Raw genomic sequence first — 25,279 nt, forward strand, 5'->3', positions numbered from 1 at the left:
TGGAGGAGCGAGCCATGTCTGGCGAAACATCATTGAACACCCTGCTGCGCAGCATGAGCCCGCAACTCAATCCGGGCGAATACGTGTTCTGTAGCCTGCCCGACGGCCGGGTCCCGGCGGACATCACGATCGTCGGCAGCTTCCTTGAGCGCGAGGGCCTGACGGTGATCCTGGAAAAATCCCAGGCGCAAAAGGCTGGCCTGAGCTTCGACTATGTCGCCGCGTGGATCACCCTCAACGTGCACTCGGCCCTGCAGGCCGTGGGACTGACCGCAGCCTTCGCCACGGCGCTTGGCGATGCCGGCATCAGTTGCAACGTGATCGCCGGTTACTACCACGACCATCTGTTCGTCGGTCACGACGATGCTGAGCAGGCCATGGCTGTGCTCAAGCAATTGGCCGCGAACGGGGAGTAATGTCTATGTGGCAAAGCTATGTGAACGGGCTGCTGGTGGCCCTCGGGCTGATCATGGCCATCGGCGCCCAGAACGCGTTTGTGCTGGCCCAGAGCCTGCGTCGCGAACATCATTTGCCCGTGGCCGCGCTATGCGTCACCTGCGACGCGCTGCTGGTCATGGCCGGCGTGTTCGGGCTGGCTACGTTGCTGGCGCAGAGCCCGTTGTTGCTATCGATCGCCCGCTGGGGTGGTGCGGCGTTCCTGCTCTGGTACGCCAGCCTCGCCTTGCGCCGGGCCTGTTCGAAGCAGAGCCTGCAACAGGGCGAAAACCAGGCCGTGCGCTCACTGCGGGCGGTGTTGCTCAGCGCGCTGGCCGTGACGCTGCTCAACCCCCACGTCTACCTCGATACCGTGCTGCTGATCGGCTCCCTCGGTGCCCAGCAGAGCGTGCCCGGGGCCTATGTCGTGGGCGCCGCCAGTGCCTCGCTGCTGTGGTTCTTCACCCTGGCCATCGGCGCCGCATGGCTGGCTCCCTGGCTGGCTCGCCCGAGCACCTGGCGGATCCTCGACCTGCTGGTGGCGGTGATGATGTTCGCCGTGGCGGGGCAGTTGATCGTCATGGGCTGATTATTCGAAACCGCTCTGGAACCTCTATCCCACACAGTTGTTGCGTGGTTATGCCGCACCCCCGGTGCTATGATCCGACCCTGCGCCGCAAAGAGTACAAACTCCCCGGCGCTAGTCCGGCCGCCCGTGATCGGCCTTGCGCTCACCGCAACTGACCTGATTAGGAGAATCACCATGGCTTTCGAATTGCCGCCGCTGCCCTACGCACACGATGCACTGCAGCCGCACATCTCCAAAGAGACTCTGGAATTCCACCACGACAAGCACCACAACACCTACGTCGTGAACCTGAACAACCTGGTGCCTGGCACCGAGTTCGAAGGCAAGACCCTGGAAGAAATCGTCAAGACTTCCTCGGGCGGCATCTTCAACAACGCCGCTCAGGTCTGGAACCACACCTTTTACTGGAACTGCCTGGCACCCAACGCCGGCGGTCAACCTACCGGCGCACTGGCTGAAGCCATCAACAAGGCCTTCGGTTCGTTCGACAAGTTCAAGGAAGAGTTCAGCAAGACGTCCATCGGCACCTTCGGTTCCGGCTGGGGCTGGCTGGTGAAAAAGGCTGACGGTTCCCTGGCCCTGGCCAGCACCATCGGCGCCGGCAACCCGCTGACCAGCGGCGACACCCCACTGCTGACCTGCGACGTCTGGGAGCACGCCTACTACATCGACTACCGTAACCTTCGCCCGAAATACGTCGAAGCGTTCTGGAACCTGGTCAACTGGAAATTCGTGGCCGAACAGTTCGAAGGCAAGGCTTTCACCGCCTAAGCTTCGATCCCATGCCCGACAAAAAAACCCGGCACCTTGCCGGGTTTTTTTTGCCCGGTATAAATGCCCGCCCCCGGTTTCGAGCGGATGACCTCACGTCCGAATCCCAACAAAAATTCCTTCGAGGCCTCAAGTTGCGGGCCTCTGCAACCGACACAATGACCGTAGAGCAATCACTCTGGAAGAACCGCATATCGGCCATGTTCCAGGCAAAATCCCTTGTGTTTGATTGTCCCTTTGACTGACATCACAGGATTGCCAATACTCATGGCAACTTGACGCTACCCGCACGGTACAAGGAATCCCTCTTTGAAGCTGGAACTCAAGAACAGCTTGTCTGTGAAGTTGCTCCGGGTCGTGCTCCTTTCGGCATTGATCGTTGGCATGATTTTGAGCTGCGCTCAGATCGTGTTCGATGCCTATAAAACCAACCGGGCCGTCGCCAGCGATGCCCAGCGCATTCTCGATATGTTTCGCGATCCCTCGACCCAGGCCGTCTACAGCCTCGACCGGGAAATGGGTATGCAAGTGATCGAAGGGCTGTTCCAGGACGAAGCCGTCCGCATGGCCTCCATCGGTCACCCTCACGAAACCATGCTCGCCGAAAAGACCCGGCCCTTGCAGTATTCCGAAAGCCGTTGGCTGACCGACCTGATCCTGGGCAAGGAACGCACCTTCACCACGCAATTGGTCGGCCGCGGCCCCTACAGCGAATATTACGGCGACCTGAGCATCACCCTGGACACCGCCACCTATGGCCAGGGTTTCATCATCAGCTCCGTGATCATTTTCGTCTCGGGCATGTTGCGGGCCCTGGCAATGGGCCTGGTGTTGTACCTGGTCTATCACTGGCTGCTGACCAAGCCGCTGTCACGGATCATCGAACACCTGACGGAGATCAATCCCGATCGCCCCAGCGCCCACAAGATTCCGCAGCTTCGCGGCCACGAGCAGAACGAGCTGGGCCTGTGGATCAACACGGCCAACCAATTGCTCGCCTCCATCGAACGCAATACACACCTGCGCCACGAAGCGGAAAACAGTCTGCTGCGGATGGCCCAGTACGACTTCCTCACCGGCCTGCCCAACCGCCAGCAGCTCCAGCAGCAACTGGACAAGATCCTGGTGGATGCCGGCCGCCTGCAACGCCGGGTGGCGGTGCTGTGCGTGGGGCTGGATGACTTCAAGAGCATCAACGAACAGTTCAGCTACCAGACCGGCGACCAACTGCTGCTGGCCCTGGCCGATCGACTGCGGGCCCACAGCGGCCGCCTGGGTGCGCTGGCACGACTGGGAGGCGACCAGTTCGCCCTGGTGCAGGCCGACATCGAGCAGCCTTACGAAGCCGCCGAGCTGTCGCAAAGCATCCTCGACGACCTGGAGGCCCCCTTCGCCCTTGACGATCAGGAAATCCGCCTGCGCGCCACCATTGGCATCACGCTATTCCCCGAGGACGGTGACAGCACCGAGAAGCTGTTGCAGAAAGCCGAGCAGACCATGACCCTGGCCAAGACCCGCTCGCGCAACCGCTACCAGTTCTACATCGCCAGCGTCGACAGCGAAATGCGCCGCCGTCGCGAGTTGGAGAAAGATTTGCGCGAGGCCCTGGTGCGCGACCAGTTCACCCTGGTCTACCAACCGCAGATCAGCTACCGCGACTTGCGGGTGGTGGGCACCGAGGCACTGATCCGCTGGCACCATCCCGAACACGGTTTCGTGCCGCCGGATCTGTTCATCCCACTGGCCGAGCAGAACGGCACCATCATTGCCATCGGCGAATGGGTCCTGGACCAGGCTTGCAAGCAACTGCGCGAATGGCACGACCAGGGTTTCGTCGACATGCGCATGGCGGTGAACCTGTCCACCGTGCAATTGCACCACGCCGAACTGCCCCGGGTGGTGAACAACTTCCTGCAGATGTACCGGTTGCCGCCTCGCAGCCTGGAGCTCGAAGTCACCGAAACCGGCCTGATGGAAGACATCACCACCGCTGCCCAGCACTTGCTGAGCCTGCGCCGCTCCGGCGCGTTGATTGCCATCGACGACTTCGGGACCGGCTATTCGTCGCTGAGTTACCTCAAGAGCCTGCCGCTGGACAAGATCAAGATCGACAAGAGCTTCGTCCAGGACCTGCTCGATGACGAAGACGACGCGACCATCGTCCGCGCCATCATCCAGTTGGGTAAAAGCCTCGGGATGCAGGTGATCGCCGAAGGCGTCGAGACGATCGAGCAGGAAGCCTACATCATCGCCGAAGGCTGCCATGAAGGTCAGGGCTACTACTACAGCAAACCCCTGCCGGCACGGGAGCTGGGTATTTATCTGAAACAGGCGCAGCGCAGCAAGGCCTCCGTTCTCTGACGCTCTAAAGATCGCAGGCTTGGCCGGCTCCTACAGAGGAATCGTATTTTTCTGTAGGAACTGACCAAGCCTGCGATCTGCGTACATTAAATAAGAAATATTTACAGGCGCAGCTCTTTACACATAATGCAAATCTTTCGCATTATGTTGCAGCTTTTGCGCACCCTCGCGTCCCCTCCATTTTCGAAGCAGGATGTTTGCCATGATTCGTATGCCCCTGGCTACCGCCAGTCTGCTGGCTATCGCCATTTCCCTCGCCGGCTGCGGCGAAGGCAAGGACAAGGCTGCCGCGCCGCAAGCGCCAACGCCTGCCGCCAGCACTGCGGCACCGGCCGCCCCCGCTGCCGCCGGCAAACTCGACGAAGCCGCCGCCAAGGCCGTCGTCGCGCACTATGCCGATATGGTCTATGCCGTCTACAGCGATGCCGAATCTACCGCAAAAACCCTGCAAACCGCCGTCGACGCGTTCCTGGCCAAGCCGAACGCCGACACCCTGAAAGCCGCCCGGGCTGCCTGGGTCGCCGCACGCGTGCCTTACCTGCAGAGCGAAGTGTTCCGCTTCGGCAACACCATCATCGACGACTGGGAAGGCCAGGTGAACGCCTGGCCCCTGGACGAAGGCCTGATCGACTACGTCGACAAATCCTACGAGCACGCACTGGGTAACCCGGGCGCCACCGCCAATATCATCGCCAACACCGAAGTCCAGGTGGGTGAGGACAAGGTCGATGTGAAAGACATCACCCCGGAAAAACTCGCCAGCCTGAATGAGCTGGGTGGTTCCGAGGCCAACGTCGCCACCGGCTACCACGCCATCGAATTCCTGCTGTGGGGCCAGGACCTCAACGGCACCGGCCCGGGTGCCGGCAATCGCCCGGCTTCCGACTACCTGGAAGGCGCCGGCGCCACTGGCGGCCATAACGACCGTCGTCGTGCCTACCTCAAGTCCGTGACCCAATTGCTGGTCAGCGACCTGGAGGAAATGGTCGGCAACTGGAAGCCGAACGTGGCCGACAACTACCGCGCCACCTTGGAAGCGGAACCTGCCGAAAGCGGCCTGCGCAAGATGCTGTTCGGCATGGGCAGCCTGTCCCTCGGTGAACTGGCGGGCGAGCGCATGAAAGTATCCCTGGAAGCCAACTCGCCAGAAGACGAGCAGGACTGCTTCAGCGACAACACCCACAACTCGCACTTCTACGACGCCAAGGGCGTGCGTAACGTGTACCTGGGCGAATACACCCGCGTCGACGGTACCAAGATGACCGGCGCCAGCCTGTCGTCCCTGGTGGCCAAGGCCGACCCGGCCGCGGACACCGCGCTCAAGGCGGACCTGGCCGACACCGAAGCCAAGATCCAGGTCATGGTCGATCACGCCAACAAGGGTGAGCACTACGACCAGTTGATCGCCGCCGGCAACACCGCCGGCAACCAGATCGTCCGCGATGCCATCGCCGCCCTGGTCAAGCAGACCGGTTCGATCGAACAGGCTGCCGGCAAACTGGGCATCAGCGACCTGAACCCGGACAACGCCGATCACGAGTTCTGATCAGCGCTGGCTGACTGAAAAAGGCGACCTCAGGGTCGCCTTTTTCATTGGCGCCACCGAAAAGCCGAACACTGTCTTGTGGCGAGGGGATTTATCCCCGCTGGGCTGCGAAGCAGACCTAAAAAAGCAAGGGCCGCTCCGCGCCCCAGCGGGGATAAATCCCCTCGCCACAAATAAATTCTCTCGCCACAAATAGATCCCCTCGCCGCGGGTCTTTGAGATCACATCACGCCAACGCCGCCAACCGCCCCTCAAGAAACCGTCGCTCCGGCAGTTGCTGCGTCAACTCAAGCGCACGTCGATAAGCCGCTCGCGCCTCCTCCAGCCGCCCCAATTGCCGACAGAATTCTGCCCGTGCCGAATGGGCCAGGTGATAGTCGAGCAAATCGCCCCGCCCCAGAATCGCCTCGATCAGGAGCAATCCCGCCTCCGGCCCGTCGCGCTTGGCCAGGGCGACGGCGCGATTGAGTTCGATCACCGGTGACGGCATGACCCGCAGCAGCACGTCATACAGCCCGACGATTTGTGGCCAGTCGGTCTCCTGCGCGGTAGGCGCTTCGGCGTGAACGGCGGCAATCGCCGCTTGCAGGCAATAAGGCCCGAACCGGCGGGTATTCAACGCCGCTTCCACCAGTGCGCAGCCTTCGGCAATCAGCTGCGCATTCCACAAGGAGCGGTCCTGTTCATCCAGCAACACCAGCTCACCGGTATCCGATGTGCGCGCCGTCCGCCGGGATTCGTGCAGCAGCATCAGCGCCAGCAACCCCATGACCTCGGCTTCAGGCAACAGCTCCATCAACAGCCGTGCAAGGCGAATGGCTTCGCGGGTCAGGTCTTCTCGGGTCAATTCGGCGCCCATCGAAGCCGAGTAACCTTCGTTGAACACCAGGTAGATCACCCGCAACACACTGTCCAAGCGCTCGGGCAACTCCGCTCGGGACGGGACCTGGTAGGGAATTTTCGCATCGCGAATCTTCGCCTTGGCCCGCACGATACGTTGGGCAATGGCCGCGGGTGCAGCGAGGAAGGCGCGGGCGATTTCCTCGGTGGTCAGGTCGCAGACTTCCCGCAGCGTCAACGGCACCTGGGCATCAGCCGCCAGGGCTGGGTGGCAACAGGTGAAGATCAGCCGCAGACGATCGTCTTCCACGTCTTCGTCGCTCCAGTCGGACTGCTCGAGCGCTTCGAGCTGGGCGATCAGCATGGGCTGGGACGCCGCGAAGCGCGCTCGCCTGCGCAAACTGTCGATGGCCTTGAAGCGCCCGGCGGACACCAGCCAGGCCCTCGGGTTGTCCGGCACGCCGTCACGCTGCCAACGCTCGACCGCAATGAAAAAGGCTTCGTGCAGGGCTTCTTCCGCCAGGTCGAAATCCCCCAGCAAGCGAATCAGCGTCGCCAGGATCCGCCGCGAGTCTTGCCGATAGACCTGCTCGACCCGCGCCTTGACCACATCGGCCGACATCAGTCGGGCATGCCTTGGGTGACCAACGCTTCTAGCCGGTCCAGGCTCTGCCCCCAGCCGTCATGAAACCCCATGGCTTCGTGGGCCTGCCGGTCCTCTTCGCTCCAGTGCAAGGCACGGGCGGTGTAGCGGGTTTTGCCGCCCTCCTCTTCAAGCACCACCTCAGCGGTCATGAAGGCCTTGCCGGAGGGCACCCAGCCGGGCACGAACGCATCGGTGAATACCAGCCGCCGGGGGGCGACGATTTCCAGGAACACGCCCATGGTCGGGTACTCGCTGCCGTCGGGCGCACGCATCAAAGTGCGAAACTGACCGCCGACCCACAGGTCCATTTCGCATTCCGGCGTGGTCATGCCATGGGGGCCCCACCACTGGACCAACAGGGCCGGCTCGGTCCAGGCACGGAAGATTTTCTGGCGCGGGGCATCGATCAGTCGGCTGATGGACAACTCGAAAGCAGCAGGTGTGAGGTTCATGAATCGAATCCTGTTTTTGTGATTGTTGTTCAGGGGTTCAATTGGCGCACTGGTCGGACTTCGACGCAACCGACCCGGGCCGCCGGGATGTTGCCGGCGACCTGGATGGCCTCGTTCAAGTCCTTGGCATCGATCAGGTAGAAACCCGCCAGTTGCTCCTTGGTTTCGGCGAACGGCCCGTCGGTGATCGACAGCTTGCCGCCGCGCATGCGCACGGTGGTCGCGGTCTGCACCGACTCCAGGGCCTCGGCGGCGATCATCCGCCCACTGCCCTGGATCGACTCGGCATAGGCCATGCACTCGGCGTCCTCCGGGCTGTCGGGCGAGCTGTGCAGCGTTTGTTCGTTGCTATACACCAGGCATAAGTACTTCATGGAAAACTCCGGGATCGAACGGATCAACTATGACGGCAGAAGGATGCGGTGGCGAAAAAACCGACGATCAGGGCTGAAGATCGAATATCGCCGTGCCCGCCATCGGATCGAACGGCGCCGACCAATGTTCATGGACGATCTTCCATTGTCCCGCCACACGTTGGTAGCAGGCCGTCACGCGCATCCAGCAGGCCTGTTCTTCGCCCTTGTCGTTGGTACCGCCGCAATAGGCCAGCCAATGAGCGAAAGCGATGCTGTCCGCCGCGTTGATCTTGACCTGGTGGAAATCGAACTTGTGCGGGCCGGGGCACATTTCCATGCAGGCCTGCCAATGGGCGCGATAGGCGACCTTGCCCTTGAATTGCAGGGCCTGGATGGCGTCGAACGAGACGATGTCGTCGGCATAGAGCGCCATGACTTTTTCAACGTCCTTGGCCATGACCGCTTGGCGATAGGTGTCGATCAGGGCCTGGATTTCGGTTTCGGTGGCTTGGGTATTCATGGTGATTCTCCACAGGTTTTTGTTGAAGACACCCTTTGTCGTCTGGGGAAACGGCGAATCGACATCCCGGATAAAAATAATTGAAGAAAGAAAATTCGCTAGAATCCAACCTCATCCTGCCGGCAGACAACGAACGTGACTGTGACAGCTCAACTTGTCGCCTATGAACATCTGAACGCTGTCCAGCGCCAACAGGTGGAGGCCATAGAGCTCCTTCCCGAACAGGTCCGGTTCGCCGGTGATATCCACGGCGCACTGCACATGCTGCTGTCCCGGCCCTGCCCGGGGGTCAAGGGTTTCGCCTTGCTGGTCGACGGCGCGCCGGTGGCGTTCCTGTTGCTCAAGCGTCCGCCCGTGCTGCCTGCCTGGGCCGACGAACATAGCGCGACCCTGCATGCCCTGCAGGTCGATCACCGGGCCCAGGGCAAAGGCCACGGCAGGGCCTGCCTGCAAGCGCTGCCCGCTGTGGCGCGTGCGGCCTGGCCGGAAATCAGGGGGTTGGAGCTCTCGGTCGATGCCGGTAACGAATCGGCCATCGGCCTGTATACCCAAATGGGCTGGGTCGACTATGGCGAGGCCTATAAGGGCCGCATTGGTTATGAGCGGCGGATGGGCTTGATGCTCCAGGGCTCTACCGACTTTTGAGCGGTATCCAGATCTCCAGCGTGCCCTCGCTGGTCCTGGGGTTGAAGTCTTCGCTGTAGCGTTCGAACTCCGGAGCGTCCGCGGCTTCATGACCCGATTGAGGCAACCAGACATTCCAGATGTAGTGAAAGGTGTCCGGCAGGGTCTTCAAGGGCCCACGGTGTTCGAACACCGCATAGTGGGCGGGCTGGATTTCGATCCAGCGGTACTGTTCCGGCAGATCGTCGAGTCGGCTGATCTCCACGCCGGCGATGTATTCGAACCCGCCCTTCCCGTCCGGGTTGCAACACACACCGTAGGTGACTTCGCTTTTCTGCCCTGGCACGTTACCGAGCCAGGGCAGGAACTTTTCCCAGAGCAGGGGGATGCCCTGGGCGGTTTCCTGGGTGAAACGACCGCCAAAACCGGCGATAAGATGAAAATTTCCGTGTTCGAAGCGTGGCTCGGCTGTGTAATCGCGTTGGGGCTTTTCCATGCGTCAACACTCCGCAAAACATGAGGTCGGGTTTGGCAGTATAGAAGCCAAACCATGAATGCCAGGGCCGTTTCGCTTATCAGGCCGCGGAAACCAGCGTCGCTACAGAGGCCCCTACAAACTCGTTGTAGCCAGAAACGATCACGTAAACAGCGAAATAACAGAAGATCGCAGCGGATGCCCAATAGGAATAACGCAGCAATTTATCCCCCAATAATTTTCCACCCTGGGTCGCCGCCAGACACAGGCCGGCACTCCACAGCAACCCGGCGCAGAGGAAACCGCCAAGGAAAAGCACCGAGCTGAGCACGGTGCCACCCCCGGAACGGGCGATGAGCGTACCGCCCACAGCCGCGAACCAGAGAATGGCGCTGGGGGATGACATGGCCAGGAAAATCCCGCGCAGGAATTCCTGGCCAGAGGAGTTGCCCCGCACCTCACCCGCCTGCTCCAGCACCGCGCCATGATAAATCGCCGAATGGACCATCTTCGCCGCAAAGTACAGCAACAGCACCGAACCGCCGATCCACAACACCCAGCGCACCGCTTCGTACTGCAGCAGCACCGTCATGCCGGCCAGGGCCAGCACCGCATAGACCAGGTCACCCACGCAGGTACCCAGGCCGAGGGCGAAACCCTGGAAATATCCACGTTGCATGGCGAGCGTGATCATCGCGATATTGGCGATGCCGATGTCCAGGCACAGGGAGAGACTCAGCAAGAAGCCGCTGGAAAATTCCATCATCATTCCGTTCGGGTTGGGGTATGGCGAATTGAACAGTCCGCACGCATGCCACGAGCGGGTCGACAGTGTCGTCGAAAATAGTTGTCGGCCGCCACTGGACAAACGGCCATGGCGGCCATTATCTTGCGCCGCAGGCCACCGCAGTGGCCAACGTCGCTCGGACGGTTCCGGGCGCTCACGTATCTCGAGGCAACAATGGCCGAACAAGGTTCGCCGCGCCGCTTTGCGCGCATCGATCGACTCCCCCCTTACGTATTCAATATCACTGCCGAGCTGAAGATGGCTGCGCGTCGGCGCGGCGAAGACATCATCGACTTGAGCATGGGTAACCCCGACGGCGCCACCCCTCCGCACATCGTGGAAAAACTGGTCACCGTCGCCCAGCGTGAAGACACCCACGGCTATTCCACCTCCAAAGGCATCCCGCGCCTGCGCCGCGCCATTTCGCGTTGGTACAAGGACCGCTACGAGGTGGACATCGACCCTGAAAGCGAAGCCATCGTCACCATCGGCTCCAAGGAGGGCCTGGCGCACCTGATGCTGGCGACCCTGGACCAGGGCGACACGGTACTGGTGCCCAACCCCAGCTACCCGATCCACATCTACGGCGCGGTGATCGCCGGCGCCCAGGTGCGCTCGGTGCCACTGGTGCCAGGCGTGGATTTTTTCGATGAACTGGAGCGGGCCATTCGCGGTTCGATTCCCAAGCCGAAGATGATGATCCTGGGCTTCCCGTCCAACCCCACTGCCCAGTGCGTGGAGCTGGACTTCTTCGAGCGGGTCATCGCCCTGGCCAAACAGTACGATGTGCTGGTGATCCACGACCTGGCCTACGCCGACATCGTCTATGACGGCTGGAAAGCGCCATCGATCATGCAGGTGCCCGGCGCGAAAGACATTGCGGTGGAATTCTTCACCCTGTCCAAGAGCTACAACATGGCCGGCTGGCGCATCGGTTTCATGGTCGGTAACCCGGAACTGGTCAGCGCCCTGGCACGGATCAAGAGCTACCACGACTACGGCACCTTCACCCCCTTGCAGGTGGCCGCCATCGCCGCATTGGAAGGCGACCAACAATGCGTGCGCGACATCGCCGAGCAATACCGCCAACGCCGCAATGTGCTGGTCAAGGGCCTGCATGAGCTGGGTTGGATGGTGGAGAATCCCAAGGCGTCGATGTACGTCTGGGCCAAGATTCCCGAGGCCTATGCCCACCTGGGCTCGCTGGAGTTTGCCAAGAAGCTGCTGGCCGAAGCCAAGGTCTGCGTCTCGCCGGGCGTGGGCTTCGGCGAGTATGGGGATGATCATGTGCGCTTTGCGCTGATCGAGAACCAGGACCGGATCCGCCAGGCTGTACGCGGGATCCGGGCGATGTTCCGGGCGGATGGATTGGCCGGCAAGACCAACGCCTGACACAAAACCCAATGTGGGAGCGAGCCTGCTCGCGATAGCGGTGGGTCAGTTGCATGGATGCTTCTGACATACCGCCATCGCGAGCAGGCTCGCTCCCACAGTTGTTTGTGCTGGACCTTCAGACCACCAGCGACAGCAACAGGATGAAGCCCAACCCCACCACCGACAGGATGGTCTCCATCGCCGTCCAGGTCTTGAAGGTTTCGGCCACGGTCATGTTGAAGTACTGCTTGACCAGCCAGAAGCCCGCATCGTTGACGTGAGACAGAATCAACGAACCGGCACCGGTCGCCAGCACCAGCAGCTCACGGTTCACGCCTGGAATCATCCCCACCACAGGTACCACGATGCCTGCGCCGGTGATGGTGGCGACGGTGGCCGAGCCGGTGGCGATACGAATCACCGCCGCGACCAGCCAGGCCAGCAGGATCGGCGAAATCTGCGCACTCACGGCCATATGGCCAATCACGTCACCCACGCCGCTGGTCACCAGCATCTGCTTGAAACCACCACCCGCACCGATGATCAGGATGATCGCGGCAGTCGGCGCCAGGCTCGCGTCGAGCAACTTCAGGATCTGGTTGGAACCGATGCCCTGGCGATGGCCGAAGGTGTACAGCGACAGCAGCAAGGCCAGCAGCAGCGCCGAGATCGGGTGGCCGATCAGGTCCATGAAGGTGCGGAAGATGTTGCCATCCGGCAGCACCACGTCGGCAAAGGTCTTGAGCAGCATCAGGAACACCGGCAGCAGCACGGTGACCAGGGTAATGCCGAAGCTCGGCAGTTCCTTGGCCTCGGGCTCACGGGCCAGTTGATCGACCAGCTCCTGATTGGCGTGGCCGGGGATGTGCTTGGCGATGAACGTACCGAAAATCGGACCGGCAATGATGGCGGTCGGCAACGCGACGATCAGGCCATAGAGAATGGTCTTGCCGATGTCGGCACCGAACACGCCGATGGCCAGCAGCGGGCCCGGGTGTGGCGGCACCAGGCCGTGCACCGCCGACAGACCGGCGAGCAGCGGGATACCGATCTTGATGATCGACACGCCGGTGCGACGCGCCACGATGAACACCAGCGGGATCAGCAGTACGAAACCGATTTCGAAGAACAGCGGGATGCCCACCAGGAACGCGGCGAACATCATGGCCCACTGCACCTTGTCCTTGCCGAAGGCGCGGATCAGGGTCTGGGCGATCTGATCGGCCCCGCCCGACTCGGCCATCATTTTACCGAGCATGGTGCCCAGGGCCAGGATGATCCCGACAAAACCCAGCACGCCGCCAAAACCATCCTGGAAGGCCTTGATGATGGTGCCGATGGGCATGCCCGACGTCAGGCCGAGAAATGCGGCCGCGATGGTCAGGGCAATGAAGGGGTGAAATTTGAACTGGGTGATGAGGAGGATAAGTCCGATCACCGTGACCACTGCATCGAGCAGTAGGAACGTCTCGTGGGACATGCCGAACATGAGGGGTGTCTCCTGATTTGTTGTTGTTATTGAAGCAGTTATTTGTAAGCCGTCGGGACAGCGCTATCTTTCTGACGCAAAATGATTGGATTCAACTGGCCAGCTTCAAACCGTGCTCCACCCACCAGGTATAAGCCTGGCGAGCCAGCTCATCGACGCCGTGGCTGGACGCATCCAGGGCCAGGACCAGAGGTTCGCCGACGGGAGATTCAAGGGTGGCGAACTGACTGTCGATCAATGTCGACGGCATGAAATGGCCGGGGCGATGGGACACACGGTCGGCCGCCACTTCGGGCGTCAGCTCCAGGAACACGAAACCCAGGCCAGGCAAGGCGCTGCGCAGACGCTCGCGATAACTGTGCTTGAGGGCCGAGCAAGTCAACACCGGGCGCTCGCCCTTGGCGTCGATGCGGCGCAACTCGTCGCACAGGCTGTCGAGCCAGCCGGCACGGTCGTCGTCGTTCAGGGGAATACCGGCGCTCATCTTCTGGATGTTGGCCGCAGGGTGGAACGTGTCGCCTTCGATGGCGGTGGCGCCGCTCAGTTGGCACAGGGCCTGGCTGACGCAAGTCTTGCCGCAACCGGCAACGCCCATGATGACCAGGGCGGTGATGGGATTGTTCATGTAACACCTCAGCGCGCAGACAGCGCTACCTTTGCCAGTTATGACACCGCAGCAAAAGCAGAAGTTGCCGACGCCTTCTTGTCATTTTTGTGGTTGCAGCATTTTCGTTCACGACACCAACGGATGGGATTCAGGCAAACCCCACTCGCGCATTTGCAGCCGCGTCGAGACAGCGCTACCTTAGTGCCTTGATTTTTGTTTGGCAAGCCACCTGATGACCGTCCCCAAGAACGATAAGAATACCCGCACCACCGGTCGCCCCACGCTCAACGAAGTCGCACGCCTGGCCGGTGTCAGCCCCATCACCGCCTCCCGTGCCCTGCGCGGCGTCAGCACCGTGGCCACCGATCTGGTGGAAAAAGTCCGACAGGCGGCCCAGGAACTCAATTATGTCGTCAATCCCGCCGCCCGCGCCCTGGCTTCGGCCCAGAGCCATTCGGTGGTGGTGTTGGTGCCGTCGCTGTCCAACCTGTTGTTCATCGACACCCTCGAAGCCATTCATCGTGTCTTGAGGCCCAAGGGCTTCGAAGTGGTGATCGGCAACTATCACTACTCCCGCGACGAAGAAGAAGACCTGCTGCGCAACTACATGGCCTATCAGCCCCGGGGACTGCTGCTGACCGGTTTCGACCGTACCGAAAGCGCCCGCCGCATGATCGAGGCCAGCAACATTCCGTGTGTCTACATGATGGAGCTGGACCCCGGGGCGGGGCTCAACTGCGTCGGCTTTTCCCAGCTCAAGGCCGGCGAGACGGCGGCCGAGCACCTGATCTCCCGCGGTCGTAAACGCCTGGCCTACATCGGCGCCCAACTGGACCAGCGCACCTTGTTACGCGGCGAAGGCTTTCGCCGGGCCCTGCAACAGGCCGGGCTGTACGACCCGGACCTGGAGCTGCTGACGCCGCGCCCGTCATCGGTGGGCCTGGGCGGCGAGTTGTTCCTGCAACTGCTGGCCAGCCACCCGGATGTCGACGCGATTTTCTTCGGCAACGACGACCTCGCCCATGGGGCCCTGTTCGAAGCCTTGCGCTGCGGCATCAGGATTCCCGAACAGATCTCGGTGCTCGGCTTCAACGACCTGCCCGCCTCGGCCCACATGGTGCCGCGCCTGAGCAGCATCAGCACACCACGGGAGGCCATCGGCCGCCGTGCCGCCGAACAGATGCTGACGTTGATGGCAGGCAACCGCATCGCCCAACCCGTGGTGGACATGGGCTTCGAACTCAAGATTCGCGAAAGCACCTGATCCCCGTACAGCGACGCCGAAGCGGTCGATCCCTGCCGGTCAACGGCAAGGGCTGGCCGTTTCGCCTCGCCTCGTGCCCCTACAGCCCTTGAAACCCGAGGGTCCGGGCGGTCGGCATGGGAATTGCTCCTGCCCATCGCTCAGCCATTACCTACAGGTATCCATCATGTTGGTCAGTGCCAAACAGCAAGCGATGATTCTGCCGCTCAAGCGTCCGGGCGAGGACCCGACCGCCGACGCTGCCAGCGGCCTGCAAAGCGCCGCGTTACAGGCGTTGCGCGATAACGTCCAGGCCCAGGCCAACCAAGGCAATGCCCAGGTCCGGGAGTCCGCCACCCAACAGGCCACGCAGCAGGTCAATGCCGCCACCGCCATCAGCGACAACATCGATGAGGCGTTCGCCAAGACCCGCGTACAGTTGCAGACCGCTGCTTCCCAGGATGCCCCGACGAGCCAGACCGACAGTTCGGCACTGAAGGATTTCAAGGACTACATGAGCAAGACGCCAGAAGAACGCCTGCGTGATTCCATTCTCGCGGAGATGGGCATCAGCGAAGAAGAATACGAGGCCATGCCACCCGAGAAGCAATTGGCGGTCGGCCAGGAAATTGCCCAGCGCATGCAAGACAAGTCCGCCATGGCGCAGATGGAAAAAGCCCAGGAGCACCGCAACACCGGCGATAAGGATCCGGCCGCGACACTCCTCGCGTCGCTCTGAGCTTGCCGGCGGCCAGCAGATGAGGCGCCGGAGTGCAAAACCTGTGGGGAGCAAAGCTTGCTCCCCACAGGTTTATCGAAACGTGTTCCTTTATAATCTGCCCTCCTCCCCCTCCACGACGTTGCCATGTCCGAAATCCGCTATGCGCTGCTCGATGAACCGCTGTGGCCGCTGATGAACAAGTTTTACCGCGCCCATCAATCTTCGATGAAAGCCGTGCGGGACGCGCAGCTGTGGGTGGCGAAGCGGGATGACATCGTCGCGGCCCTTTGCTTGCGATCGGTGTCGGGTGGGCACTGGTTGACGGGGTTGTTTGTCGACCCGGCACACCGCGGCAAAGGTATTGCAGCGGGATTGATCAGCGAAGCGGTGAAAGCCGTGGACGCACCGGTGTGGCTGTTCTGCCACCCGGAACTGCGCGGGTTCTATGAGCGGCACGGCTTCACGTTCGATCCCGCCCTGCCCTATGCGATGGCCGAGCGCCTGAGCCGGTATGCCCGCAGCAAGCCGATGATTGCGATGGGGTTGGAGCCGGGAACCGGATCCTGATGCCCTGTGGAAGCGAGCCTGCTCGCGAAGGCGGCAGGACATTCCACAACGATGCAAGCTGCCCCACCGCTATCGCGAGCAGGCTCGCTCCCACAAGGGATGGAGGTGAATGTTCAGTCGTCGGCCGTCGGATCCAGATCCGGGAACATCACTTCGGTAAACCCGAACTTGCTGAAGTCGGTGATCCGCGACGGGTACAAGCGCCCGATCAGGTGGTCGCATTCATGCTGCACCACCCGCGCATGGAAGCCCGAGGCGGTCCGCACGATCGGCTCGCCCTTGGGATCGAAGCCTTCGTAACGGATGTGCTGGTAACGATCGACCGCCCCGCGCAGACCAGGCACCGACAGACAACCTTCGAAGCCTTCTTCCATCAGTGGGCTCAGCGGCGTGATCAGCGGGTTGATCAGGATGGTCTGGGGCACGGCCTCCGCATCGGGGTAACGCTCGCTGTGTTCGAAGCCGAAAATCACCAGCTGCAGGTCCACACCGATCTGCGGCGCCGCCAGGCCGACGCCACCGACGCTTTCCATGGTCTGGAACATGTCGTCGATCAATTGCCACAGCTCCGGGGTATCGAACATCTGCGGCGGAACCGGCGGAGCGATACGCAGCAGGCGCGCATCGCCCATCTTGAGTATTTCTCGAATCATGGTCGGGCTTCTTCTGCGTTCGGATCGGTGTCCGGTTTGATGGAGTGGTCGCGCGCCAGCCCCGAGACATGCTGTTTCCAGTGCTCGTCCGGCACCTTCTCACCAGGGTCCTTGCCTTCGGCGGACATGTGTTCGATCACCGCGTTCATCTCCGCCCCCAGCAGCAGCACCGCCGCCGAGATATAGAAGTACAGCAGCAACACGATGATCGCGCCGATACTGCCATACATGGCGTTGTAGTTGGCAAAGGTCTTGACGTAAAAAGCGAAGCCCAGGGAGGCGATGATCCAAACCACCACGGCCAGCACCGAGCCCGGCGTGATGAAGCGGAACTCTTGCTTCACGTCAGGCATCACGTAGTAGATCAACGCCACCGCCACCATCAACAGGATCACGATCACCGGCCAGCGCACGATCGTCCAGAGCGTGACGATGAACTCCTCCAACCCGACCTGGGCCGCAATCCATTCCATCACCTGCGGCCCGAGGACCATCAGTGCCGCCGCGATGAGCAGCATGCCGGCGATGCCGACGGTGTAGAAGATCGACAGCGGAAAGCGCTTCCAGGCCGGACGCCCCTCGACCACGTCGTAGGCGGCATTCATGGCGCTCATCATCAGCCGCACCCCGGCCGAGGCGGTCCACAACGCAACCACGATACCCACCGACAGCAGCCCGCCCTTGGATTGCTGGAGCTGGTCGATCACCGGGTTGACCTGCTCCAGCGCCTGGGGCGGCAACACCAGCTCCGACTGCAGGCGCAGCCACGAGAAGAAATCCGGCAGATGCAGGAAGCCGATCAGCGCGATCAGGAAGAGGATGAAAGGAAACAGGGAAAACAGCATCTGGTAGGCCAGTGCCGAGGCATAGGTCGACATCTCGTCGTCGAGAAACTCGGTCACCGTACGCATCATCACGCGATGCAAAGGCAAGCCTTTCATGTCCGGAAATATCATGAGCGTCTCCTTTCGCCGCAAAAAAGGGGTCGCGTGGCGACTCAAGGGGCGTTTTTTACCTCAAAGTAGCCTGTTTGGCGACTTTGGGACAATCTCATCCCGACGCTGAATTGACCAATGCCCCACAGCGCAAGTTTCATTCTTCGCACCGGCAGGGCTTTATGTTTGCCCGGCAACCGTCGAGAATGCCTCACGTATTCAGGCCCGGCCCGAAGCTTTAATCCCGTAGGAACGTTATGAAACTCGATAAGAAGCAGGCCATCGCCCGCAGAAACCAGGAATTGGGCGGCGCCGTCCTGGGTGTCAATAACTGCCATTTCAGCGAATTGAACCGCAACCGCAACATCTTCTGGTTCAACATCCCGGTGACCCGCCTGGCGGTCGGCCAGTACGAATGGATTCATCTGCTGCTGCACACCCCCGCCACCGACGAGTTGCTGCACCTGAAAGTGCCGACCGTGTTCCTGCGGGAAAAGCTGGAAGGCCTGGAAGTGCGCAACCAGGGCAAGCGCAAGGCCGCCCTGAGCCTGGAGCTGAGCGCCGACAAGGACTCGTACCTGCAGGACATGCGACCGGGTGGCACCAACCTGGATTTTGCGCAGTTCAGGTTGTAACCCCGGCCGCCGACGTATGCAGCTTGGGATTATGTGGGAGCAAGGCTTGCCCGCGATGAAGGCACCACGACGCTAAGCGGACCGAATCAACCTCATCGCGGGCAAGCCTTGCTCCCACAGTTCACTCCCACACGGCGTCGCTTCAAGTAGCCACCCAACAAAAAGCCCCGCTTCAGCGGGGCTTTTTGTTTACACGCAATACTACTTCTTCAAGCCCAACTTCCTGAGCTCTTCATCCCGCAATTCACGCCGCAGGATCTTGCCCACATTGGTGGTCGGCAACGCATCGCGGAACTCGACCGCCTTGGGCACCTTGTAGCCGGTAACGTTGGCGCGCATGTGCTCCATCACTTGCTCCTTGGTCAGCGTGGCGCCTGGCCGGACGACGATGAAGATCTTGATCGCCTCGCCGGATTTCTCGTCCGGCACACCGATGGCGGCGCACTGCAGCACGCCCGGCAGGGTCGCCAGCACGTCCTCCAGTTCGTTGGGGTACACGTTGAAGCCAGAGATCAGGATCATGTCTTTCTTGCGATCGACAATGCGCATGTAGCCGTCCGGCTGGATCAACGCGATGTCGCCGGTCTTGAGCCAGCCTTCGCTGTCGAGGATTTCGTCGGTGGCCTCCTGGCGCTGCCAGTAGCCCTTCATCACCTGCGGACCTTTCACACACAGCTCGCCGACTTCGCCCAGGGGCAGTTCGACGCCTGCATCGTTGATGACCTTGCACAGCGTCGACGGTACCGGAATGCCGATGGTGCCGACCTGGATGTTCTGGATCGGGTTGACCGTGGCCACCGGGCTGGTTTCAGTCATGCCATAGCCTTCGCAGATCGGGCAACCGGTGACCGCTTTCCAGCGCTCGGCAGCGGCCAGTTGCAGGGCCATGCCGCCGGACAAGGTGACTTTCAACGCGGAGAAATCCAGCTTGCGGAAACCTTCGTTGTTGCACAACGCCACGAACAGGGTATTGAGGCCGACGAAACCGCTGAACTTCCACTTCGACAGTTCCTTGACCATCGCCGGAAGGTCGCGCGGGTTGCTGATCAGGATGTTGTGGTTGCCGATCAGCATCATCGCCATGCAATGGAAGGTGAAGGCATAGATGTGGTACAGCGGCAGCGGCGTGATCAGCACTTCGCAGCCTTCATTGAGGTTGGAGCCCATCAGCGCCTTGCATTGCAGCATGTTCGCCACCAGGTTGCGGTGGCTCAGCATCGCTCCCTTGGCCACGCCGGTGGTGCCACCGGTGTACTGCAACACGGCCACTTCATCACTGCCCGGGTTGGCTTCGGTCACTGGCCGGCCGTGGCCCTTGCTCAACACGTCGTTGAACTTGACGGCCTTGGGCAGGTGATACGCCGGGACCATCTTCTTGACGTACTTGATCACGCTGTTGATCAACAGCCGCTTGAGCGGCGGCAACAGGTCGGCCACCTCGGTGACGATGACGTGCTTGACGCCGGTCTTCGGCACCACGGTCTCGGCCAGGTGCGCCATGTTCGCCAGGCACACCAGTGCCTTGGCGCCGGAGTCGTTGAACTGATGCTCCATTTCCCGCGCGGTGTACAGCGGGTTGGTATTGACCACGATAAGGCCGGCGCGAATCGCCCCGAACACCGCCACCGGGTATTGCAGAACGTTAGGCAATTGCACGGCGATTCGATCGCCCGGCTGCAAATCGGTATGCTGTTGCAGATAGGCGGCAAAGGCACCGGACAATTCGTACAGTTCACCGTAGGTGATTGTCTTGCCGAGGTTGCTGAATGCCGGCTTGTCGGCGAAGCGTTGGCAGGACTGCTTCAACACCGCCTGAATATTCGGATACTCGTCTGGATTGATGTCGGCAGCAATCCCAGCTGGGTACTTATCCTTCCAAAAGTCTTCAATCATGGAAGCCCACTCCTCAGCAACGCGAATTCTCACCGCATTTGATGCGATTATTATTGGTGTGTTTGTTGGTGAATCTGGCTTGGATGAAGGCCGAGAAGTCACAAAAGCGCGCCGAGAGTAGCAGCTTTGCCCAGGGTCGACTAGAGCCAAAAGTGGCCGACATGGTCACTAATCCGACTCAAGAATATGCAATGGTCACTTTTAGAGTAAAAATTCTACGGACTTGTAGGAACGCTCTGAAACCGGCCGTCTTTTCTGTTTAAACCCCAAAACCAATGTGGGAGCGAGCCTGCTCGCGATAGCGGTGTGTCAGCCAATACTCACATGACTGATCCACCGTTATCGCGAGCAGGCTCGCTCCCACAAAGGTTCGCGTTTGGTCTACATCAAGCGATATCGCGAAGTTCCCTGCGCAGGATCTTGCCCACCGGCGTCATCGGCAGCGAATCCCGCAACACGATGTGCTTGGGAATCTTGTAGCCGGTGAAGTTCTCCTTGCAGTAGGCCTTGAGTTCTTCGAGGCTGACGCCGGTCTCCCGCGCCACCACGAACAGTTTCACCGCCTCCCCCGAGCGCTCGTCCGGCACGCCGATCACCGCGCAATTGGCGACCTTCGGGTGGGCCATCACCACATCTTCGATTTCGTTGGGGTAAACGTTGAAACCCGAGACAATGATCATGTCCTTCTTGCGGTCGACGATCCGCACAAAACCGTCCGGGTCGATCACCGCGATGTCACCGGACTTGAACCAGCCCTCGCTGTCCAGCACTTCGGCAGTGGCCTCAGGCTTGTTCCAGTAGCCTTTCATGATCTGCGGCCCCTTGATGCACAGTTCGCCGCGCTCACCCAGGGGCTGTTCGATGCCGTCGTCGCTGATCACTTTCATGAGCGTGCCCGGCACGGGCATCCCCACCGTGCCCAGCCGGGATTTACCGCCATAGGGATTGGCACTCGCCACCGGTGAGGTTTCGGTCAGCCCATACCCTTCGGTAATGCCGCAACCGGTGATCTGTTGCCAGCGCTCGGCGGTGGCCTTGATCAACGCGGTGCCGCCGGAATTGGTGACCTTGAGGTGGGAAAAATCCAGGGTCTTGAAATCCGGGTGGTCCATCAGCGCCACGAACAGCGTGTTGAGCCCCAGCAATAACGAGAAACGCCAGTTCTTCAGCTCCTTGATGAAGCCCGCGATGTCCCGTGGATTGGTGATCAGCACGTTGTGGTTGCCGGTCACCATCATGCACATGCAGTTCGCCGTGAAAGCGTAGATATGGTACAGCGGCAGCGGCGCGATCATGACCTCCTGGCCTTCGCGCAGCAGCGGCTGGCCGTCATCGCCGAGCTGTCCCAGGCAGGCCCGGGCCTGCTGCATGTTGGCCACCAGGTTGCCGTGGGTCAGCATCGCGCCCTTCGCCAACCCGGTGGTGCCGCCGGTGTATTGCAGCACCGCGATGTCGTCGAGGCTGACCTTCAATGGCTTGATGGCCTGGCCACGCCCCAGACGCAAGGCGCTCTTGAAGGAAATGGCCTGGGGCAGCGAATACGCCGGGACCATCTTCTTGACCTTGTTCACCACGGTGTTGACCAGCCAGCCCTTGGCGGTGGGCATCAGGTCGCCCATTTTCGCTTCGATCAGGTACTGCAGGTCCGTGTCGGGCATCACTTCCTGGACCTTGCTTCCGAACAGGTTCATGTACACCAGCGCCCGGGCACCGGAATCCTTGAACTGGTGGCGCATTTCCCGCGGGGTGTACAGCGGGTTGGTGTTGACCACGATCAATCCGGCGCGCAAGGCACCGAAGACAGCAATCGGATATTGCAGGACATTGGGCATCTGCACCGCGATACGGTCACCAGGAACCAGATCGGTATGGGTTTGCAGGTAACCGGCAAAGGCTGCGCTATAGCGCTCGAGCTCGGCATACGTGAGGGTCACGCCCATGTTGCTGAACGCCGGGCGGTCGGCGAATTTCTTGCAGGAACGCTCGAACACCTCGATGACCGACTTATAGGCCCCGAGGTCGACATCCAGGGGCACGCCGGCCGGGCGTTTGTCATTCCAGAAATCAGGCTGCATTGTTTTTATCCTCTTTACCTGAACCTATCCCGGGCCGCTTCTCTACGACTCGCAGAAGCGGAGCTCTTGGGACACTAGCAGCTCTGGCCAATCAGGCAAATACGGCAATTTGTGTCATAGATTGTGTGAATCTTGCCGCCTACGTGTGGCCTGATCAGGCGAGACGCAACGGATGCGCTATACAATGGAGCAACATCGCGCCTGCGCCCATGTAAAGGATCGTCATGATTCATCAAACGTTCTGGCTGACCGCAACCGACCACAGCCGCCTGTTCGTCAATCAGTGGTTGCCGGAAACCACGCCCAGGGCGGTAATCATGCTGGCCCACGGCATGGCCGAGCACAGCGGCCGCTATGAGCGCCTGGCCCAGGCCCTGTGCGACGAAGGCTACGGCGTTTACGCAGCGGACCTGCGCGGCCATGGCAAGACCGGCGAAGGGGCGATCCTGGGCCACTATGCCGACGAAGAGGGCTGGGCGAAGGTGGTCGGCGACCTGGCCAGCCTCAACCATTACATCGGCCAGCAACATCCCGACACGCCAATCGTGCTGCTGGGCCACAGCATGGGCAGCTACATTGCCCAAGCGTACCTGCTGCATCACAGCGCGAGCCTGCATGGGGCGATTCTCAGCGGGTCCAATTTCCAACCGGTGGCGCTGTATCGCGCCGCCCGCCTGATTGCCCGCTTCGAACGCTGGCGCCAGGGCGCCACCGGGCGCAGCGCCTTGATCGACTGGCTGTCGTTCGGCAGTTTCAATCAGAAATTCAAACCGACCCGCACGCCCTTCGACTGGCTCAGCCGCGACCCGGCCGAGGTGGACAAGTACGTCCACGACCCACTGTGCGGCTTTCGTTGCAGCAATCAGCTGTGGGTCGACCTGCTTGGTGGCTTGCAGCAAATCAGCAAAGCGTCCAATCTCGCCCAGATCGATCCGGACCTGCCGTTGCTGGTCATTGGCGGTGAATGTGATCCGGTAAGCGACGGCAAGCGTCTCAAGGATCTGGCCGACGCCCTGCGCGCCGCCGGCAGCCAGCACTTGCAGTTGACGATTTATCCACAGGCCCGGCACGAATTGTTCAACGAAACCAACCGCGATGAAGTGACGGCCGATGTGCTGGCCTGGATCGCCCAGGCCCTGAACCACAAGCGCCCGCCACGCAGCGAATAGCTTTCCAGCGTTTTTTCCATTACCCGCCATAGGATCGGAAACAGATGACCCAGGTTACCAACACACCTTACGAAGCCCTCGAAGTCGGCCAGACCGCCAGCTATAGCAAATCCGTCGAAGAGCGTGATATCCAGCTGTTCGCCGCCATGTCGGGCGATCACAACCCGGTGCACCTGGACGCCGAATTCGCCGCGGCGAGCATGTTCAAGGAGCGCATCGCCCATGGCATGTTCAGCGGTGCGCTGATCAGCGCGGCGGTAGCCTGCGAGCTGCCTGGGCCTGGCACCATCTATATCGGCCAGCAGATGAGCTTCCAGAAACCGGTAAAGATCGGCGACACCTTGACCGTGCGCCTGGAGATCCTGGAAAAACTGCCGAAGTTTCGCGTACGCATCGCCACTCGCGTGTTCAACCAGCGCGATGAACTGGTGGTGGATGGCGAGGCCGAGATCCTCGCGCCACGCAAACAGCAGACCGTGACCCTGCCGACGTTGCCGGCGATCAGCATCGGCTGATGATCGCAAGGGAATTCATCCCTTCTGTGGGAGCAAGGCTTGCCCGCGATCAGGGCACCTCGATTTCAAGGTAGACCGCATTCACTTCATCGCGGGCAAGCCTTGCTCCCACAGGTACTGCGACAAGTTATTGATCGTGCTCCTGCACCTGCACACTCGCCGTCATCCCCGCACTCAGGTTCACCCCTTCCGGCACCTTGTCCAGCTTGATCCGCACCGGAATCCGCTGGGCCAGGCGCACCCAGTTGAAAGTCGGTTCTACTTCCGCCAGCAACTGCGCGTCCGGGTTGGTATTGCGATCGGTGATGCCGCGGCTGACGCTTTCGACGTGACCTTCCAGGGCGTGACCGGCGCTCATCAGCCAGACCTTGACCGGATCACCCACGCGGATCCTCGGCAGTTTGGTTTCTTCGAAATAGGCCTGTACATAGAACGTCGAATCGTCGATCAACGCCATGACCGGCTGCCCGGCGTTGACGTAGTTGCCTTCGGCCAGCCGCAGGTTGGTGATGTGACCGCTACGGGGCGCCAGGACCTGGCTGCGGGCGAGGTTGAGCTCAGCGACCTTGGCCTCGGCCTGGGCTTCGCGCAGTTCGCCCCGGGCGATGCCGGCGTTGATCTGGGCATTTTCCCGCAGCTCGGCACTGATGGCCTGGGGCCCCAGGGCGGCACGGCGACTGGCTTCGTGCTCGCGCAGGCTCAGTTGCTGCTGGCGGGTCTGGACCACTGCTCTGGCCTTCTCTACGGCGGCTTCGAAGCGCTCACGGTCGATACTCAGCAATAGATCGCCGGCCTTGACCTGCTGGTTATCCACCGCCTTGAGTTCACGCACCCAGCCCGACACATCGGGAGCGATCACCACCACGTCGGCACGAATCCGCGCATCCCGGGTCCAGGGCGTGAGCATGTAGTACTGCCACAGGTGAAACCCGGCGAAAATCGCCAATGCCACCACACCCAGCGTAATGGCGACACGTACGGAGGTACGCATGTTCAACTCC

The 25,279-nt window shown here is 61.2% G+C and carries 26 protein-coding genes; 13 read left to right on the forward strand and 13 right to left on the reverse strand.

Features of this window, described 5'->3' with window-relative positions:
* Positions 1-14: 14 nt before the first annotated feature.
* From CGA22_RS07760 to CGA22_RS07780, 5 genes are all read left to right on the forward strand, one after another.
* Complete coding sequence (locus tag CGA22_RS07760) at positions 15-416, forward strand: ACT domain-containing protein (protein WP_041023837.1); 402 nt, start codon at positions 15-17, stop codon at positions 414-416.
* A 5-nt stretch (positions 417-421) separates the two neighbouring features.
* Positions 422-1,024 (forward strand): LysE/ArgO family amino acid transporter, encoded by a 603-nt coding sequence (locus tag CGA22_RS07765; RefSeq protein WP_041023838.1) that lies wholly within the window; start codon positions 422-424, stop codon positions 1,022-1,024.
* A 174-nt stretch (positions 1,025-1,198) separates the two neighbouring features.
* The gene (locus CGA22_RS07770) at positions 1,199-1,795 is read left to right on the forward strand and encodes a superoxide dismutase (RefSeq protein WP_024781210.1); all 597 of its coding nucleotides are present in this window, start codon (positions 1,199-1,201) and stop codon (positions 1,793-1,795) included.
* 309 nt (positions 1,796-2,104) lie between these two features.
* Positions 2,105-4,156, forward strand: a complete 2,052-nt coding sequence (locus tag CGA22_RS07775; protein WP_041023840.1) for a putative bifunctional diguanylate cyclase/phosphodiesterase — start codon at positions 2,105-2,107, stop codon at positions 4,154-4,156.
* Positions 4,157-4,358: 202 nt separating this feature from the next.
* The gene (locus tag CGA22_RS07780) at positions 4,359-5,702 is read left to right on the forward strand and encodes an imelysin family protein (RefSeq protein ID WP_041023841.1); all 1,344 of its coding nucleotides are present in this window, start codon (positions 4,359-4,361) and stop codon (positions 5,700-5,702) included.
* Positions 5,703-5,928: 226 nt separating this feature from the next.
* On the opposite strand, the gene CGA22_RS07785 is transcribed toward CGA22_RS07780, so the two are convergent.
* The 4 genes from CGA22_RS07785 to CGA22_RS07800 all read right to left on the reverse strand — a co-directional run bounded on the left by CGA22_RS07785 (position 5,929) and on the right by CGA22_RS07800 (position 8,516).
* A complete protein-coding gene (locus CGA22_RS07785) occupies positions 5,929-7,164 on the reverse strand; it encodes an RNA polymerase sigma factor (protein WP_041023842.1) in 1,236 nt (411 codons plus the stop codon).
* The gene (locus CGA22_RS07790; protein ID WP_041023843.1) at positions 7,164-7,640 is read right to left on the reverse strand and encodes an SRPBCC family protein; all 477 of its coding nucleotides are present in this window, start codon (positions 7,638-7,640) and stop codon (positions 7,164-7,166) included. Before CGA22_RS07790 ends, CGA22_RS07785 begins: the two co-directional genes overlap by 1 nt.
* Before the next feature lie 29 nt (positions 7,641-7,669).
* On the reverse strand, positions 7,670-8,014 hold the full coding sequence (locus CGA22_RS07795) for a YciI family protein (protein ID WP_041023844.1): 345 nt from the start codon (positions 8,012-8,014) through the stop codon (positions 7,670-7,672).
* Positions 8,015-8,081: 67 nt separating this feature from the next.
* Positions 8,082-8,516 (reverse strand): YybH family protein, encoded by a 435-nt coding sequence (locus CGA22_RS07800; RefSeq protein WP_041023845.1) that lies wholly within the window; start codon positions 8,514-8,516, stop codon positions 8,082-8,084.
* 141 nt (positions 8,517-8,657) lie between these two features.
* Between CGA22_RS07800 and CGA22_RS07805 the strand changes: the two genes are divergently transcribed.
* Positions 8,658-9,161 (forward strand): GNAT family N-acetyltransferase, encoded by a 504-nt coding sequence (locus tag CGA22_RS07805; protein WP_041023846.1) that lies wholly within the window; start codon positions 8,658-8,660, stop codon positions 9,159-9,161.
* Here CGA22_RS07805 and CGA22_RS07810 read toward each other — a convergent pair.
* Together CGA22_RS07810 and CGA22_RS07815 are read right to left on the reverse strand one after the other, a co-directional pair.
* Entirely contained in the window at positions 9,148-9,636 is a 489-nt protein-coding gene (locus CGA22_RS07810; RefSeq protein ID WP_041023847.1) for a GyrI-like domain-containing protein, read from the reverse strand. The genes CGA22_RS07805 and CGA22_RS07810 overlap by 14 nt on opposite strands.
* Positions 9,637-9,715: 79 nt before the next feature.
* Entirely contained in the window at positions 9,716-10,378 is a 663-nt protein-coding gene (locus CGA22_RS07815; RefSeq protein WP_041023848.1) for a LysE family translocator, read from the reverse strand.
* Positions 10,379-10,576: 198 nt separating this feature from the next.
* On the opposite strand from CGA22_RS07815, the gene alaC reads away from it, so the two are divergent.
* Positions 10,577-11,794: an alanine transaminase gene (alaC, locus tag CGA22_RS07820; protein WP_041023849.1), complete on the forward strand. Its 1,218-nt coding sequence runs from the start codon at positions 10,577-10,579 to the stop codon at positions 11,792-11,794.
* A 118-nt stretch (positions 11,795-11,912) separates the two neighbouring features.
* On the opposite strand, the gene CGA22_RS07825 is transcribed toward alaC, so the two are convergent.
* Positions 11,913-13,265: a GntP family permease gene (locus tag CGA22_RS07825; protein ID WP_041023850.1), complete on the reverse strand. Its 1,353-nt coding sequence runs from the start codon at positions 13,263-13,265 to the stop codon at positions 11,913-11,915.
* Positions 13,266-13,356: 91 nt separating this feature from the next.
* Positions 13,357-13,890 (reverse strand): gluconokinase, encoded by a 534-nt coding sequence (locus tag CGA22_RS07830; RefSeq protein ID WP_041023851.1) that lies wholly within the window; start codon positions 13,888-13,890, stop codon positions 13,357-13,359.
* A 214-nt stretch (positions 13,891-14,104) separates the two neighbouring features.
* Between CGA22_RS07830 and CGA22_RS07835 the strand changes: the two genes are divergently transcribed.
* The 3 genes from CGA22_RS07835 to CGA22_RS07845 all read left to right on the forward strand — a co-directional run bounded on the left by CGA22_RS07835 (position 14,105) and on the right by CGA22_RS07845 (position 16,403).
* Positions 14,105-15,136, forward strand: a complete 1,032-nt coding sequence (locus tag CGA22_RS07835) for a LacI family DNA-binding transcriptional regulator (RefSeq protein ID WP_041023852.1) — start codon at positions 14,105-14,107, stop codon at positions 15,134-15,136.
* A 166-nt stretch (positions 15,137-15,302) separates the two neighbouring features.
* Positions 15,303-15,854, forward strand: coding sequence for a hypothetical protein (locus tag CGA22_RS07840; protein ID WP_041023853.1), 552 nt, complete (start codon positions 15,303-15,305; stop codon positions 15,852-15,854).
* Between the two features lie 126 nt (positions 15,855-15,980).
* The gene (locus tag CGA22_RS07845) at positions 15,981-16,403 is read left to right on the forward strand and encodes a GNAT family N-acetyltransferase (RefSeq protein WP_041023854.1); all 423 of its coding nucleotides are present in this window, start codon (positions 15,981-15,983) and stop codon (positions 16,401-16,403) included.
* A gap of 113 nt (positions 16,404-16,516) precedes the next feature.
* On the opposite strand, the gene def is transcribed toward CGA22_RS07845, so the two are convergent.
* Both def and CGA22_RS07855 read right to left on the reverse strand, forming a co-directional pair.
* Positions 16,517-17,056, reverse strand: a complete 540-nt coding sequence (gene def / locus CGA22_RS07850; RefSeq protein ID WP_024781194.1) for a peptide deformylase — start codon at positions 17,054-17,056, stop codon at positions 16,517-16,519.
* Entirely contained in the window at positions 17,053-18,012 is a 960-nt protein-coding gene (locus tag CGA22_RS07855) for a YihY/virulence factor BrkB family protein (protein WP_041023855.1), read from the reverse strand. The genes def and CGA22_RS07855 overlap by 4 nt, the downstream gene beginning before the upstream one ends.
* A gap of 236 nt (positions 18,013-18,248) precedes the next feature.
* Between CGA22_RS07855 and CGA22_RS07860 the strand changes: the two genes are divergently transcribed.
* Positions 18,249-18,626 carry a hypothetical protein gene (locus CGA22_RS07860; RefSeq protein ID WP_041023856.1) on the forward strand — a complete coding sequence of 126 codons (378 nt, stop codon included), beginning with the start codon at positions 18,249-18,251 and terminating at the stop codon, positions 18,624-18,626.
* Between the two features lie 201 nt (positions 18,627-18,827).
* On the opposite strand, the gene fadD1 is transcribed toward CGA22_RS07860, so the two are convergent.
* Positions 18,828-20,519, reverse strand: a complete 1,692-nt coding sequence (fadD1, locus tag CGA22_RS07865) for a long-chain-fatty-acid--CoA ligase FadD1 (protein WP_041023857.1) — start codon at positions 20,517-20,519, stop codon at positions 18,828-18,830.
* 386 nt (positions 20,520-20,905) lie between these two features.
* A complete protein-coding gene (fadD2, locus tag CGA22_RS07870) occupies positions 20,906-22,594 on the reverse strand; it encodes a long-chain-fatty-acid--CoA ligase FadD2 (RefSeq protein ID WP_041023858.1) in 1,689 nt (562 codons plus the stop codon).
* Positions 22,595-22,818: 224 nt separating this feature from the next.
* Between fadD2 and CGA22_RS07875 the strand changes: the two genes are divergently transcribed.
* Both CGA22_RS07875 and CGA22_RS07880 read left to right on the forward strand, forming a co-directional pair.
* The gene (locus CGA22_RS07875) at positions 22,819-23,763 is read left to right on the forward strand and encodes an alpha/beta hydrolase (RefSeq protein WP_041023859.1); all 945 of its coding nucleotides are present in this window, start codon (positions 22,819-22,821) and stop codon (positions 23,761-23,763) included.
* A 44-nt stretch (positions 23,764-23,807) separates the two neighbouring features.
* Positions 23,808-24,278, forward strand: coding sequence for a MaoC family dehydratase (locus CGA22_RS07880; RefSeq protein WP_041023860.1), 471 nt, complete (start codon positions 23,808-23,810; stop codon positions 24,276-24,278).
* 127 nt (positions 24,279-24,405) lie between these two features.
* On the opposite strand, the gene CGA22_RS07885 is transcribed toward CGA22_RS07880, so the two are convergent.
* Positions 24,406-25,269: an HlyD family secretion protein gene (locus tag CGA22_RS07885; protein ID WP_041023861.1), complete on the reverse strand. Its 864-nt coding sequence runs from the start codon at positions 25,267-25,269 to the stop codon at positions 24,406-24,408.
* Between the last annotated feature and the right edge of the window lie 10 nt (positions 25,270-25,279).

This window comes from Pseudomonas sp. PSB18, assembly GCF_014596565.1.
Lineage (GTDB): Bacteria > Pseudomonadota > Gammaproteobacteria > Pseudomonadales > Pseudomonadaceae > Aquipseudomonas.

Excerpts from the sequence above, each read along its gene's own strand:
- CGA22_RS07760 (WP_041023837.1), top strand. The coding sequence starts at position 15 with ATGTCTGGCGAAACATCATTGAACACCCTGCTGCGCAGCATGAGCCCG.
- CGA22_RS07765 (WP_041023838.1), top strand. The coding sequence starts at position 422 with ATGTGGCAAAGCTATGTGAACGGGCTGCTGGTGGCCCTCGGGCTGATC.
- CGA22_RS07770 (WP_024781210.1), top strand. The coding sequence starts at position 1,199 with ATGGCTTTCGAATTGCCGCCGCTGCCCTACGCACACGATGCACTGCAG.
- CGA22_RS07780 (WP_041023841.1), top strand. The coding sequence starts at position 4,359 with ATGATTCGTATGCCCCTGGCTACCGCCAGTCTGCTGGCTATCGCCATT.
- CGA22_RS07785 (WP_041023842.1), bottom strand. The coding sequence starts at position 7,164 with ATGTCGGCCGATGTGGTCAAGGCGCGGGTCGAGCAGGTCTATCGGCAA.
- CGA22_RS07790 (WP_041023843.1), bottom strand. The coding sequence starts at position 7,640 with ATGAACCTCACACCTGCTGCTTTCGAGTTGTCCATCAGCCGACTGATC.
- CGA22_RS07795 (WP_041023844.1), bottom strand. The coding sequence starts at position 8,014 with ATGAAGTACTTATGCCTGGTGTATAGCAACGAACAAACGCTGCACAGC.
- CGA22_RS07800 (WP_041023845.1), bottom strand. The coding sequence starts at position 8,516 with ATGAATACCCAAGCCACCGAAACCGAAATCCAGGCCCTGATCGACACC.
- CGA22_RS07810 (WP_041023847.1), bottom strand. The coding sequence starts at position 9,636 with ATGGAAAAGCCCCAACGCGATTACACAGCCGAGCCACGCTTCGAACAC.
- CGA22_RS07815 (WP_041023848.1), bottom strand. The coding sequence starts at position 10,378 with ATGGAATTTTCCAGCGGCTTCTTGCTGAGTCTCTCCCTGTGCCTGGAC.
- alaC (WP_041023849.1), top strand. The coding sequence starts at position 10,577 with ATGGCCGAACAAGGTTCGCCGCGCCGCTTTGCGCGCATCGATCGACTC.
- CGA22_RS07825 (WP_041023850.1), bottom strand. The coding sequence starts at position 13,265 with ATGTTCGGCATGTCCCACGAGACGTTCCTACTGCTCGATGCAGTGGTC.
- CGA22_RS07830 (WP_041023851.1), bottom strand. The coding sequence starts at position 13,890 with ATGAACAATCCCATCACCGCCCTGGTCATCATGGGCGTTGCCGGTTGC.
- CGA22_RS07835 (WP_041023852.1), top strand. The coding sequence starts at position 14,105 with ATGACCGTCCCCAAGAACGATAAGAATACCCGCACCACCGGTCGCCCC.
- CGA22_RS07840 (WP_041023853.1), top strand. The coding sequence starts at position 15,303 with ATGTTGGTCAGTGCCAAACAGCAAGCGATGATTCTGCCGCTCAAGCGT.
- CGA22_RS07845 (WP_041023854.1), top strand. The coding sequence starts at position 15,981 with ATGTCCGAAATCCGCTATGCGCTGCTCGATGAACCGCTGTGGCCGCTG.
- def (WP_024781194.1), bottom strand. The coding sequence starts at position 17,056 with ATGATTCGAGAAATACTCAAGATGGGCGATGCGCGCCTGCTGCGTATC.
- CGA22_RS07855 (WP_041023855.1), bottom strand. The coding sequence starts at position 18,012 with ATGATATTTCCGGACATGAAAGGCTTGCCTTTGCATCGCGTGATGATG.
- CGA22_RS07860 (WP_041023856.1), top strand. The coding sequence starts at position 18,249 with ATGAAACTCGATAAGAAGCAGGCCATCGCCCGCAGAAACCAGGAATTG.
- fadD1 (WP_041023857.1), bottom strand. The coding sequence starts at position 20,519 with ATGATTGAAGACTTTTGGAAGGATAAGTACCCAGCTGGGATTGCTGCC.
- fadD2 (WP_041023858.1), bottom strand. The coding sequence starts at position 22,594 with ATGCAGCCTGATTTCTGGAATGACAAACGCCCGGCCGGCGTGCCCCTG.
- CGA22_RS07875 (WP_041023859.1), top strand. The coding sequence starts at position 22,819 with ATGATTCATCAAACGTTCTGGCTGACCGCAACCGACCACAGCCGCCTG.
- CGA22_RS07880 (WP_041023860.1), top strand. The coding sequence starts at position 23,808 with ATGACCCAGGTTACCAACACACCTTACGAAGCCCTCGAAGTCGGCCAG.
- CGA22_RS07885 (WP_041023861.1), bottom strand. The coding sequence starts at position 25,269 with ATGCGTACCTCCGTACGTGTCGCCATTACGCTGGGTGTGGTGGCATTG.